4 protein-coding genes are annotated in these 14,369 nt (G+C 59.7%); all 4 read left to right on the top strand.

Annotated features, from left to right (window positions below; translation table 11 throughout):
* Nucleotides 1-144: 144 nt before the first annotated feature.
* The 4 genes from ACZ5K9_RS04550 to ACZ5K9_RS04535 all read left to right on the top strand — a co-directional run bounded on the left by ACZ5K9_RS04550 (nucleotide 145) and on the right by ACZ5K9_RS04535 (nucleotide 14,329).
* Nucleotides 145-1,383, top strand: coding sequence for a THUMP domain-containing class I SAM-dependent RNA methyltransferase (locus ACZ5K9_RS04550; protein ID WP_464273234.1), 1,239 nt, complete (start codon nucleotides 145-147; stop codon nucleotides 1,381-1,383).
* A 345-nt stretch (nucleotides 1,384-1,728) separates the two neighbouring features.
* Entirely contained in the window at nucleotides 1,729-2,607 is an 879-nt protein-coding gene (locus ACZ5K9_RS04545; RefSeq protein WP_464273233.1) for a hydroxymethylglutaryl-CoA lyase, read from the top strand.
* Between the two features lie 409 nt (nucleotides 2,608-3,016).
* Nucleotides 3,017-9,550 carry a hypothetical protein gene (locus ACZ5K9_RS04540; RefSeq protein ID WP_464273232.1) on the top strand — a complete coding sequence of 2,178 codons (6,534 nt, stop codon included), beginning with the start codon at nucleotides 3,017-3,019 and terminating at the stop codon, nucleotides 9,548-9,550.
* 39 nt (nucleotides 9,551-9,589) lie between these two features.
* On the top strand, nucleotides 9,590-14,329 hold the full coding sequence (locus ACZ5K9_RS04535; protein ID WP_464273231.1) for a (Fe-S)-binding protein: 4,740 nt from the start codon (nucleotides 9,590-9,592) through the stop codon (nucleotides 14,327-14,329).
* Nucleotides 14,330-14,369 lie beyond the last annotated feature (40 nt).

Here is a 14,369-nt window from a genome sequence, read left to right as displayed (position 1 = left end):
CGTTCCAAAGATCCGCATCGGGCCGGACACGCAATCTCGTTGTGGAGACCTTCACGCCTGCAGCGTTGCGTGTACAAGATGTGCGCGGCGAACGCAACGGTTTGTGTGATTTTCAACGGCTGATCGGGGGGTAAGAAGCAGATCATGGAGGGGCGACACGCACCCAGTGCCCGGACATCACTGGAGCGGCGTATTCGAACGCAGATCCGGGCCAAAGTCCACCGTTTTGCCGCGGTGGTGCCCCAAGAACTTGTGGCCGTCTGCCGCCGTGAGATGGAGCAGTTGGGACTGGACGTGGTGGAAGAGTCCCAGGCTGGGGTGGAGTTCCAAGGAAAACTGGAAGCCTGTTATCGCGCGAACCTGTGGCTGCGCACGGCCGGTCGGATTCTGTGTCGCCTGCCTCCCCAGAAAGTCGGGGCCAAGGAGGAGTTGTTTGCCAAGACACTGCGCATTCCCTGGGAGTTGTGGATTGACCCGCACATGCCCGTTCGCGTGGAGGTGTCCCTGGTGGCGTCACGGCTTTCCCATAGCGGTTTGGCCCAGAAGGCTTTCCAGGATGCCGTGCGGCAGCGTTTTGAAAGTCAAGGCGCCACGGTGAAATTTGTCCCGGAAAACCGGTGCCCCTCGAAAACCGATGACCGGTCGGTCTCCCACAACGAGAGCCAGGTGCAGCGTATCTTGGTGCGCCTTGAACACAAGCAGTGCGTGATCAGCCTGGACACCTCCGGCGCCCATCTCCACCTCAGGGGATATCGGCGAAGACATGCCGGGGCACCGCTTCGAGAAACCTTGGCGGCCGCGTTGGTCCTTCAGTCCGGGTGGTCACCCGAGAAGCCTTTCCTTGACGGGATGTGTGGGTCCGGCACGGCGGCGATTGAGGCGGCGCTCATGGCCGGAAACATTCCGCCGGGAAGATCCCGCCGTTTTGTGTTCGAAAAATGGCCCTCCTTCCAACAAAAGACGTGGCAGTATCTGCTCAAAAGGGCGGAAGCGGGCAAAAAAGATGTCCCCCCGGGGCGATTGATCGGAGTGGATCTCGATCCCGAGGCCGTGGACGTCGCTCGGGAAAATGCCGAAAGGGCCGGTGTGGCCCGATGGGTGTCTTGGCACGTCATGCCCTTTGAAGAGACGAATCCTCAAGATTGGGGCCTCGAGCCGGGCGTGGTGTTCCTCAACCCTCCCTATGGGGTGCGGCTGGACGCCGATGGAGCTCAGTATCGACGCCTTTTGAGCCATCTTGGGCGATGCTTCCGCGGATGGAAGGCGGTGGTGCTGGCGCCGGACCGTGAACTGCTCATTTCGGGATCGGTGCGTCCTCAAAAAATCAGGCGCTTTCGTCATGGAGGTTTGCCGATCACTGCGGGCTTTTACGACCTGCCGTGACGGCGGCGTCTTGGCGGCGGGTTGAAAAATCGAGCGTTGTGGCCCATGGGGAAAGTGGCCTGGTTGCGGGTGACACTGCGCTACAAGGTGTTCGGAGCACACTCGCGGCAGCTGTCGTGCGGTGCGGCGACACCGCCCGGGATCGACCGAGGGACTGTTTGCCGGGGCCGCGCCCTGATCGTCAAAGGAATGCGTTCTTAGGCGGATCGGGATGGGAATGTTCCCGTGGTGGAAGGACTTTTACCCCGCGATCGAAAATTTGACGGAGTGGGTTCGGACGGGGACGGGCTGTCTCATGACGCCGTCCGGCCTGCCAAGGTCCGGTCTCAGGAGAAAGGGCAATCGATGTCGATCGTCATCGAAGAAACAGCACCTCGTGACGGGCTGCAAAACGAGGCGATTCTTCTCAGTGTTCAAGAAAAAACTCAATTGATCGAAGACTTGGTCGATTGCGGCATTCCTCGCATTCAGGTGGGCTCTTTCGTGAGCCCTCGGGCTGTCCCCCAAATGGCCGATACCGAAGCGGTCTATCGCGGACTGCGAAAAAAGCCGGGAGTGGTGTACCGCGTGTTGATTCTGAATGAAAAAGGCCTGGAACGGGCCGTCGAATGTGGGGTGTCCCACGTGGCCGTGTTCGTTTCGGCTTCGGAAACCCATAGCCGAAAGAATAGTGGATGCGATGTCAAAGAGGCTTTGCGACGAGCGTGCACCGTGGTCCGGGCGGCCAAAGCCGGGCGGTTGACCGTGCAGGCCGGGGTCATGAATGCTTTTGGATGCCGTTTTGAAGGGCGCGTGCCCGAAGAACGCGTTTTCTTTCTGGCAGATTCACTCCTTGATGCCGGAGCGGACGAACTCTGCTTCGCCGACACGTCGGGTGTGGCCCATCCGCTGCAAATGGAACGAATGATCGGACAGGCTCTACAGTCGTTTTCTCTCCCGTTGGGGTTGCACTTGCATGACACTTTTGGCTTTGGGATAGCCAACGTCTATGCGGCATGGAAACTCGGCATCACCCATTTTGACGGCGCCTGCGGGGGACTTGGGGGTTGCCCTTTTATTCCGAGTGCTCCGGGAAACATCCCAACGGAGGATCTGGTGCATCTCTTCCAGAGCCTTGGCGTCCCCACGGGGATCGATCTGGAACATCTGTGCCGTGTCCGTCGAAGCTTGGAATCTCGGCTTCAGCGAAGACTTCCAGGCCGTTACGGCCGATCTGCTTCGTAAAAAAGTTTTATCGCCGAACCTTCTCCCTTGGCGGCGCCAACCCTTCCAAGCGGGACGGCGAACCCATGACCGGCCTGCTGGTCTCCGTCGCTCACGCGGGAAGCCCCCGGACGCGAGGGATTTTTCGATGACTATGTGAAAAATTTTCTCTTGACGTTCGTGGATGAACCTTTTGTATTAGAAATACCGCTAGGCGACGGTCCCCCATTGCCTACCCACGATGGACGGCCCGCCGCATCTTTTCCCGAGAACCACGTCGAATTGAGCCGCTGAAGGCCACCCATGCGTGTTCCTGCGAAGTGAGCGTCTGCACCGCTCTCAAGTGGATTTTTTTTTCTCGCGCGACAGTTCCTCCTCCCTTCTCCTTGAGGTTTTTTCCCAGCGGCCGGAAGAGCACAAAGGAGAGATTATGCAGGACGCTTTTTCCCCTTGGATGCCTTATCCCTTGATGCCCACAGGGCTGATGGAAAGACTGCTCCGCTCCGGGGCGCAATCATGGGTGGTCCGAAGCGGCCGCGACGGGTTCGGGCCGTGCCTGCTCACGCCTCATGCCCGCTACCGGATCGTTTCCGAAGAATGGCTCGCCGAAGGATTCCGCCTGGGCTTGCTTGGCGCCCGATATGCCCGGGAACGATTCCCGGATGAAGATGGAAAGCCGGAGCTAGGGACCCTCAGCCGATCGCAGTTCACCGACGGCCGGTTCTACGCGCTTGTCGTCAATCCGGGCGGGGATCCTGAAGAAGCGCGTGCCGTCGCGGTTCTGCTTCAGGACGCCGAAGGCGATTATACCCTTGTGGAGAGCCCTCTGGGGAGTCAGGATCTATGGCCTTTTCTTCTCGCCTTTTCCCAGCTCGTGGGGTTGCGCTCCCAAGACCCGGCTCGCTTTGACGATCATGGCGATTTTCTAGTCCTCGGCGGTCATAACATCATCGAGCGCCACAGTACGGATAAGCGCGTTCGGTACCTATCCCGAAAGGTTCGTGTGGACGACACCCAATGCACTCAGTGCTTGCAGTGTGTGGGTCTGTGTCAAGAAATGCGGATCGCCGTGACCCCGACGGGCATGGAACTGCTGGGGCCTGCGGAAGATCATTGCACCCATTGCGGTTTGTGTCGCATGCGGTGTCCCTATCTGGTTTCTGTGCCCTACAGTGAAGAGGCGGCTACCCATCCGAGGCGCCGGGCGCTCCTGGAATTGGGCACGGGAGTGAGACTGTACGGAACCGATGCTGTCGAATGGGATCGATGGCTCACCTCCATGGAGCGCGACTCTTCCCCGCCGTGGCCGTATACCGTGCACTCCATTGCTTTCGGCGACGGACCGCAAGCTTTTCCGGCGGCCAAGGGAGTGCGTCAAAAGGTCTTGAAGCCGATTCGCCCCGAGGGGTACCAGGGCCGCATTCCCGAAAGGGGGTTGACCGTGACCTTCTTTTCGGACGATCGCCCCTCTTGTCTCATCCGGCCGCACTTTGTCGCGGGACTCCTGTGCTCGTCGGAGGACGGCCGTGTCGAACAGGACCTGTTCGCTGCGGCTCTCCAGGCAGGATTCGAGATTCGAGCGACGGGGCTTTTCGAAACTCCCGCGGCGCCTTCCCAAGGCTTGGCGGAGGGCCGTGCCAGGCTGACCCGTGTTCGCGTACCGGCCAACGATTTAACCCGGCGATTGAAAGCGTGCGGGCTTTGGGACGGCCGATCCATTGCCCGTTTATGGCGCGAGAGGGAGATCGATCTCATCGTCGTTCCCCGCCTGGAAGAAGTGCCGACGGAGGTCCAAAGGCAGGTGCTGCGGGAAGCGGGACGGGAAGCCCTCATTTTGGCGCCGCATCTTCCTCAGCGGCTTCCCGTCGGCAAGAGCCCGTTGCTGAACGATTTCGTGGGGCGCCTCCGGAAGGTTTTTCTCCGACACCCGGAACTCCTGCAGGCCGAAGCGGACATCGCCCGGATGCTTCTCGACGGCCTTCCTCGATCCGGGCCGCAGATCCATGCCCGCTATGGGCCGATGGCCTTTGCCGGCGGACACTCGGCGTGTCCGTCCTGTGCCGAAGCTCAGGTCTTGGCTATTCCCGTGGCCATGGCCATGGCCATGAGCCTGGCCCGAGGCGAGATCCCTCAGGTGACCTTCACGTGCGAGACGGGCTGCATGAGCGAAACGCTCAATAAGATGAACGAAACAGCCCAGAAAGTGCCCGGGGGACGCACGGTCTTCGGGGGTGGATTTGCTTTTGGGGAAGCCATGGCGCAAGTGTTCGATCGGGCGGTGCGCATGGGGTTGCTGAAGAAGGGGCGGCGTTATGTGGTGAGTCAAGGGGGCGACGGCGGCGCCGTGATCGGCCTCCCTGCATGGCTCAACGCCCTCCGTCAGCAGGCCTTCCTTATCCGTCAGCGATGGGCCAATGCGCTGCACTTTATCACCATCACCGATACGCAGGTCTACTCCAACACGGGGGGCGAAAGTTCGGCGACCTCGCTCCTAGGCATGGGGACCCTCACCACGCCTATCGGGAAGTTCCTGATGGGCAACCAAAAAATTCAATGGGGTCTGATCAACTTGGCGGCGGAATTCCCGGGCATTTTGGTGGGTATGGGCCATAGTGCCGGTCGGTCGACGAACCAGGAATTTTGGCTTTTGGCTGACCGTTTGGGCCAATCGGCCATCCGGTGGGATGTGACCCCGTGTCCTGAGACGGGAAAATTCTTCGGGCAGGATCCCGACGACTACGCCCGCATCATGGCTCACGCGGGCATGCTCCCTGAAGTGGTCTTCTACGGCAGATATCGAAAAAGGGTCGCCCCGTACCACCCTGAAGACCATGGAAAACCCTTCGAAGAATGGCGTCAGGAACCAAAACCTGTGCTCTATTGGGTGGCCAGAGATCCCCGATACAAGGCGCTGCTCGTGCGGGACGCGAAGAGCGGCGAATGGGTCCCACGGAACGCTCTGGCCCGCTTCCTCATCATGCAGCTGGAAACCTATCGGGATCAGATGAATTGGCAGATCGACCTAGAAACCCGATTGATCCTCCAGGCCGAGAAGCACGTGCAGGCGTTCCTCAGCGACCTCAGGGAACAGTGGGCACAGTTTCAGCACCAGGGGAGCACTTTTCCCTATGCGGTGCTTTTCGACGAGGACGGAAACCTGAAACCCCAGTACGCCCACAGCTTGGAACGGGAGATGGTTCTCCGGCTCTTGGGACAAGAGACGGGAGCCCGATACACGGATTTGCGGGACGCCTTCCAGGATGAAGACGAAAAACGCTGGCAGGCCGTCCTTCGGGCAATGGAAAACCTGGAAGCGTTTGAATCGGTCTTGGAACCTTTTGGGGATGGTGAAGAACAATTGACGCGGCTGCGCAACGAAGCGCGGGACGCCTTGGAACAGGTGCGAAAAGCGTACGGCCGGATCCGGGACCTGGTCTCCAATCTTTGGGCTTCTGATCCCCTCGGCAAAGAACTGCTCCAGCCGGACAGGGAAAACGGCGGCCCTGGGGATGGGGAGGACGGCCGCACGGGACGTCTCACTCACCTGTTGGACCGCATCCTTGAAGAACGTGCCCTGGCGGTCTGGACGGAACTCCAGCAATATCGGCTGTCCCAACAGTTGAAACGGGAATTTCTGCGCACCGGCGGACTCATCCGCGCCCAGCATCTGCACGCTTCCCTGCGCGATCGGGAAGACCTCCGGCGGGTCGTTTCCCGGTTCGGGCCCTTTTCCATCGCTGTAGCCAGTTTGGCCGGCGACCGAGGGATCGCGATTAACCGAGTCTTCGCGCAGTTCCTGACGGCCAGAGGGTGTTGGGCGGGGATGTCCTGGCAGTTCGGTTCGTCCAAGAGGGGGACCCCGGTCCTTTCCGCCACTTTTGTGGACAGTCGCCCCCTCGAACGGAAAGACGCCATGTTTTCCTTTCCGGCTCTCGTGGTGGCCGTGACCAATTTCGAAGAGATGAAAAGGGACCCGGATATGCTCTTTGGGTCTTTGCGGGTCGGCGGCACGGTCATCATCAACCATTGGGAGGATCCGGAGCGGCTCTGGAAAGACGTGGTGCGCTTCTGCCCGGAAATCCTCCAACCTGTGGTGACGCGCTTGCGGGCACGCGCTCAGCAGGAAGGCAAGTGGACGGCCGAGCGGCTGGAATCGGAATTGGACAAGGCTTTGAGCGCCCTCGGGGTGAGTGCGGGATCCAAGGAAGAGCATCGTCTTCGGGCCGTGTGCCGGGCTTTGATTTCGTGCCGCATGATGACCGTGGACATGGACGGGATCATGGAGCGGGTGTCCGGTCGGGCCGGGATCGTGTCGAACCTCGTGGCCGTTTCGTCCATCTTTGACGCTTTGGTCGGAGCCGGTCTGCCTTTCCATTGGGAGCGTGACAAGGACGGGCTGATTCAGGGATTCCCGGACGTGGTCCTGAAGAATCCCAAGCTTCTCCGGCTCTATGTGGAAGCCATGGACAGGGCCCGAAGCGAACGGCGGGAATGGCCGTCCCCCATTGTGGAAGGCGACTCCGATACGGCCAGGCCCGAAACGGCACTCGGCGATTCTCTGGAGCCGTTCTCCGCCAGTGAGAGCCGGAGTTGCATGGACGATCCCGGGGATGCGTTGATGATCATGGGCGGCACCCTGGCAGGAATGGTGCTTTCCCAGATTGCCCTGCCGGAACAGCCTTTGTTCTATGTCGGCTTTCCCATAACACCTGCGGGCAACCCGTTTTACGCCATGGCCGAGGCCTTTGCCAACGGTCATCCCTATATCGTCGTCGACGAACTCAACCCGTCCGAAAAAGTGGCTGCGGAAAAGCTACTGGGCGTGGCCCGCACAGGTCTTTTCCTGCCCGTGACCTTTACGGCGTCCCAAGGCTGGCGGCTCTTCACAGAGATCATTCCTCAATTTGTCGGCGCGCGCCTGGAAGGGCTTTTTCTCCTGACCAAAAGGGCGCTGGCGGCTCCCAATTTGAACATTGAGGAAAGCCACACCGATTTCATGAGCTTCCGGGATGATGGCGGGATCATGCTGGCCCCCAAAAGCATTCAGGAATATGTGCCCTGTCTGTATTTGGCCCGGCTCCTCACGCACTTTGCCAAGCTGCCTGTCATCCTGTCCATTGGCGGCATCACCGATACGCACAAGATCGGGCTGACCCGCGTTCCGCCCGATGCGGTGGTGCGCCGATGGCTTTCAGAGACATTGCAGGGATTCGACTTCCTGGAAGAGCGAATCGTCAACCGTTCAGACCGCCGGGTGGTGCACGGCCCCAGCTGCACCGCCGCCACTTATCAGGAAACCCAAAGCGAAGTGGAAAAAGCCCATGAAATGGTCCGTTGGGTGTGGCCGTACGCCGTCGAGGCCGTGCGGCGTTTGACCGGGGTCGCCTTGCACCCCCTCGAAGTGCGTTTGGCCGGGTCGGCCATGGAGGAAGCCCGGCAACCCAGCGAAGATTCCCCTGAAACCCTGCTCATTCTCCAAGGCTCGCTGTTCCCCAATGCCGTGGAAGCGCTTCAGGAACTGGAAGAAGAAGGGTGGCGAGGCATGGGGTGCATGTCCGTGCGGCTCATGAATCCGTTTCCTGAAAATGAGATCCAGCAATGGGTGCGGGGGCTGCGGGCTGTAGCGGTTATGGATCGGTCCAACAGTTTCGGATCCATCCCGCCGCTGGCTTCCCGAGTTTTTAACGCCTGTGCGCGGATGGAGCGCGAAGCGCCCCGTCGCGGCCCGGCGATTTTGCGGACTCTTGTGGGCGGTTTGGGGGGAAGGGAAATCACCGTTGCAGAGATGAAAGGACTGTTCCTTTCCACGCATCTTCTTTTCAGTCCCACGGAACCGTGGGAACGGGAGGCATTGGCCCGTTGGCTTTCGGAAGACCATGATTTGCAGGACTGGATCGAGGAGTTGACGGCGCTGCATGCGCGGTCCTTGGCGCGCCACACTCGGGTGCCGAAGGCCCTGACCCCAGGGAGTGCCGAACAGGACGCCTCCTTCAGGGAACGGCTGCGTCGGCAGATTGTCGAGCGCGATTATGTTGCGCTTCTTGCCCACTACAACCAGGTGGAATTTGTCGGGCCGAGAGAGGTCTACGGAGAGACGGTCCTGCGGCAGCGATTGGTTATCGAACTGGAAAAGCGCCTCGCCCGGCTTGCCGCCGATACGGGTCGACACGATTGGCGCCGGGCGCTGGTGCTCCTTTACTACGGAGAGTCGGCCGAGGATCGAGAAAAGGCCGTGAATCTTTTGGGACAATCAACCCCGGCACCATTTTCCGCCACGCTGTTGCGGCGGTTCGGCATTCAGATGGAAGCGGTGTCCTGGATGCCCCCAAGCGAAGACCACAAGAAACATCCTCCCGAGGTTTATCCTCCAGAACCCTCTCGTGCAGTGGAAATTTCGGAGGCCGTCAAGGAGTTGCCGTGGGCGTGCGTTCTGGAAGACACCGAAAGGACGATTCAAGAACGTGCCGCAGTGGCTTATGAACCTGAAGAGGCGGCCCGCATAGAAACCGCTGTGAAAGAGATTGTGGATCGTTCCAGCCGGCGCCCGATGTACCTGAATCCCGAAGATTACGATCGACTGCTTCTGGACACCTTGTCCCAAGATACCGGGTCTCAGTGGCATCGCCTCCTTCAGGAGTCTTCGCCCGAATATCAGGCCGACGTGGAATCTGAGTACCTTTGGGCTTATCGCGACGTCATCGATCGCAGCGTCCAAAGAGAAGTCCTCGTCCAGTTGTATGCTCCGGAAATGGCAGGACTCTTTGAACCCAAGACCCGGGAAGATCTCAAAAAACTTTTTGACAGCCTCGAGGATTCCCTCTCACCGGAGGAAAAGAGGAAAACCCTGGAAGATCACCTGAGACGGCATTTTTTGGACGGCCATGTGAAGTCTCACGAGGTTTGTGTGGAATATTTCCGAACCTGGATGTGGCCGGAAATCAGCGGCCAAGCCGCCGTGGCATGAGAAGACGGGGGACGGACCATGGGTATTGAAGGACTGAGGATGCAGCGTTCCTGGGAACGATTTTTCGCCGGACTCTCCGCCGATCGTGAAAAGGCCCTGCAGGAGACGGCGCAAGAGATCACCGCGGCTATGGTTGAGCGCTTTCGGTTCCGTGAGTCGATGCGCGAAGTCCGCGCGGCGGTCCAACAGGCGATCAGCGGTTTGCACAAAATCGATACGGGCTTTCGAGCTCCTCGTGAGGACCTGACTCCCGAAGAGGCTTGTCTTGGGGTTTTCCGAAAAAGATGGTTCGAAACGGCTCACCCGAGGGAGTATGCTCAACGCGTCGGGTTCTTCTCCACGGAACCGTGTGATGTGCTGCCTTGGGTTCGGTGGTTTCTCCTCGTGGAGCATTACCATCGCACGGACCCCGGGGTTCATGACCGCCGTCTGGACCGTTTGCGTTTCTTGAAGACGGAGAATCCCCACGCCCCCTGTATCACCCATGAAGATGTGCTCCTGTGGACGGAACACCAGCTCCTTGTCCACGACAAGGAGCCGCTCCACGTCATTGCCCGGAGCTGTGCCCAGCAACTCCAAAATCGCCTGGACGCGACACTGAAACCCGATATCCCCCTTGAGGCCTTCTGTTACCTCCTGTTGCGCTGCCACCAGTTCTGCTTGGCCGAGACCATGGCCGCAGAGGATGCGCAACGACTCCAAACCGTTTTGGGGTGGCGCCGATTTCTGTCTCTGACGGATCTCATGCTTGTGGTGATCCAGCGCGTCATCGATCGAGAACCCCTCCCCGATGCCGTCTCGATCCTCGAAGGCCTCATCGCGGATGGTTTTCACATTCGACATGCGAGTTTCAAGGATCCTTATGAAGTCGACCTCGTGCCGCCTCAGGAGACGGCACGCTTTGAAGAGGCGGCCATTCGTCTGTTTACGCCCATATCGGAACTCACGGGGGTTCTGGAAAAGGACTGTGAAACCGTTTTCCGAGATTGGAACCGCCGGCGGAAGAAAGTGCTCGAAGAGCTGCTGGGCGAAATCCATGAACTTCGGGACATGGTGGCCCAACCTTTGCCGCGAAAGCACGTGCTTGGTCGAAGCGCCCGCCTGTTCACATCGTGGTGTTTGGCCTCCTGGAAGAGCAGGGGCCCCGACGAAGGTCCGGGAGCGCTGATCGAGCGTGTTCGAGCGGCCTTTCCGGAAGGGGTCCTGAAGGCTCTCGTCCGGCAACGACGCGGTTATGAGGTGGCCACTCGAAAAGAGTTCATGTCCCTTATTGAGCGGGAGTGCCGGCTGCAGTGGGACAGTTTTTGGAAAGAGCCCGGCTCGCGGGCATTCGGAGAAGCCGATTTTCGTGTGGCCGTTCGCACGCAGGCTCTGGTTTCCGGACCAGCCCCGCCGGAAAACGGCGGCGTCCATCCCGAAGAAGTTCAGCAGATGCTGAGCGCCTTGGGCGAGCATGTGTCGCGGCTGAAGGACGCCGCTGAAACGTCGGACGCCGCCTCATGTCTGGGATCGCCCATCTTTTTCCCCACAATGGGAACCCCCTTGGAATTTATTGAAACCCTTCGGGACCAGATGCCTCTTCGAGAAATCTTTGAGAGTGCGCCGTCTCTTCGCCGCGTGCCGGCCGAGGAAGCTGCGGACATCTACGAAAGGACCCTGACGCGGTACGTCCGCTCTTTTTACCGATTTGTCCTCGCCGGGCACAAGAGGGCTCAGGGCGACCTCTTGGATCTTTCCGTCCATGAGATTCCCGATCTGGCGGCGGTAATTGTTCCTCCGTGGGGCGTTGTCGCCGAAGGATTGGCCCGGAGCGCCGTCCGAAACTTTCGAGATCGGGCCGCCCCCATTTTTCGTCGGCAAAAGAATCCCCTCTGCGTGGATGCAGAGGAGTGTGGGGTGCATCTTGCGCATTTCGTGGTCCGTGAACTTCACACAGACGTGATTCAGGCCGCCGAGGCGGGCACGCTGGAGTCTCTCCGCAAGGCGTTAGGCGACGAAGCTTCCCGGATTGTTGCCCCGCGGCATGTGAAGATGGCCGCACCTGTCGAAAGATTCCTGCTCCAATGGGCAGGGATCGTGGACGGCGACCTGGGGGGGGAAGTCCTTGTGAGGCGTCTTGTCTCGTGGCTTCCGGGTTTGGACTGCGGGGCGTGTGGAGAAAGCCGGTGCGCCGCTTTTGCCTTGAGCCTCACCCAGGGGCGACGTCGCCCGGGAGAATGTGTTCATCTGACCCCGGCAGATCGCACCCAGCTGGAAGAAGCCCTGCGGGGACAGAACACTGAAGCGCCGGGCGGGAACGTCTTTCGATCGCCGTATCACCTGTTTCAAAATCCCGCGCTATGGCGGCGGCTGCCCAAAGGGCATCCGCTCAGGCACACCGTCATCAGAGCCTTGGATGTGGGCCGGCAAGAAGTCCGTCGGCGGGTCATGGAGAAGGCTCTTGAAAGCTGGCGCAAGCTTGAGCCGAAGCCGAGCTTGTGTCGACGGCCGGATCCTGAAGCGTTCTATCAAGCACTTGTGGACACCATTGGATATGAGGCGACGGAGAGAATTCGTCCGGATGAACGGCGATGGCTGAGCCGCCACGGGATCCTCCGTTTGGAAAAGGAACTGGAACGCCTCAAGAACCGCGCAGATTGGCTGACTCTGGAACGGCGTCGTGTGTCCAGTGGACCTTCGGGGCAGGATGCGGATCCCGAAGTGCAGGCGGAACGTGCCTACGCGTCGATTCCTTACCTGCACCTCTTGCACGAGGAGGATCGACGTCGCCTGTTAGTGCACCGATTGGAGAGCTTTGAAGAAGGGTTTTCCCAGTGGTGGAATCAGGACCTCCTGGCCATGAATCATCCCAAGTACCGGATCGACAACTGGGAAGAGTTTTCCAAAGTGATCAAGAACGCCTACTGGCATCAAGAAAACTTCCCTCCACCGCGGCGTGTGGCGGAAGAGATCTTGGAGGAGATGGAGCACCGGGGTGAGAAAGAGGTGTTCTTCCGCGACGTTCTTGCTTCCTGGGTTCAGAGTCTCGGCGGGACCTTGCAGCCGTTGGAGGGCCGGCGCGTGAGCGCCGGCGAAACGGCTCGGCAGGAGATTCAGGACATTTCGGGTCTGAAGGCTTTTTTGATTCAACTGTGCCGGGAGACCGCACGGGCCATGGAACGTGGGAAGGCTTTCACCTCGGCCTCCGGTAGGGTCAGGCGCGTTGACGCCGTCTGGGAAGCGTTTCAGTCCTCCGGCGTTTCCTTGGCTCCGGGGTTCACCCTCTCGAAAGACTTGGGCGGAGACTATGCCGCGATCAGAGGTCTTATCCAAGAGCTGTTGGAACATCAGGATCATCTGGCGTGTTTGGCGGCGCTCGTGGAAGATGCTGTGCCCACTGGACGGGCCGAAAACATTCCCGCGGAAGCCGTTCGCGCATGGATCTCTCATGCCCTGGACAAGGGTGAGGACCCGCCCCGAGTTTTGGAAAAGATTCTCGGCTGGTTTCATCGGCATCCCCAGTGGAAAGACCGCCTCCTTGTGGACGCGCTGCAAAAGATGGTCAGTCTCGCCCGGTGGCGCACCTTGGTGGAATCTTTTCCCGGAGTGGTCCTCGAAGGCATCCCTCAAGAGGACCTCGATTGGTATGCGACGACTTTCCCAGGATGGATGGAAAGGGTTGAAGCGGCGGTGCGGCGAAAAGGGGATTTCGATCGGGAACGCTTGCTGCATTACCTTTTTGTTCTGGCCAAAAGGGAAGGTGACCTGGATGTGATCACGGGCTTGTTGCGCGAAATTCGGGAGACCTCCGACATCATTGAAGCCGCCTGGCTGCAGTTTACCAATGATCGTTTAACGGAAGCCCTACCCGTGCCCATGGCCAGAGGTTTGGGGCCGCGTTACAGCCTGTTGCTGAATCGGATGAAAGACCTGGAGTCCGTTCGGCGATGCCTTGTGGAAGGGCTCTCCCGGGGAGAAAAACCGGATGTGGCGGCGGCCGTTCGTGAATTGCAGCTTTACATGAGATTCCAAGTGGTTCGGGATGATGCCGAATACATGGACGCGGATGCGTGTTTCGAGGCTTTTTGGGAAGAGGGGTATCACTTGGAGGGGTTGGACAAGGAAGACCTTCGGCGGGCGTTCTTGCGCGAGTGGGAAAACCGGGCACGGTGGCGCCAGGACCGTGTATGGATCATGACCATGGCTGTCGCCCGCAGGCTTGCCTCCCAGAGCCACGAGCTTTACGAAGCCGACAGAGCCTTTTCCAAGATCCGCCAGGGGCTTCTCAAAGAGGATGGGTTGGATGAAGGGCGGGATGTGGTGCAGCGCCGGGGGATAGCTCTGGGCACGCTCAAGGAGGCCATGTATCGGGAACTTTCCGAACTTTTGGAAAAGGAACGTATGGATTCCTTCAGGACGCGCATCCGCCAAATCGTGCATCAGTTGGACCGCAAAAGGCTTCGGATTGTGCAGGCGTGGTTTTCGGGGACCGTTGACCGCTACAGCGTTTTTCATGTCTTGCGCCAATACCAGAAGGGGATGGACCCTCCAAGTGATGATGACTTCCGCGACTTCTTCATGGAACAGTGGTTTCAACGGATTGACCGGCTGAGGGAATCGGATCGCGAAGACCGCGAGGAACGCATCCGGGAAGTGGATGAGGGGTTCCACGGCGTTTTCGGTGTCTCGCCTTTGGGTTTGGAAAAAGACGCCGAAGCGGAGGCGACCCGGGAATGGAACGCATGGCTTCAGGCTTCGGAACAAGCCATCCACGGCCTCTTGGGGACATGGGAGGCCTGAGGGGGTGCGATCATCTCGGCCCGTTGCCCGAGATGCATTC

The sequence above is a fragment of the Desulfosoma profundi genome (assembly GCF_055387865.1).
The sequence above is the reverse complement of the archived record's forward strand: the minus strand, read 5'-3'. Positions and strand labels throughout refer to the sequence as shown.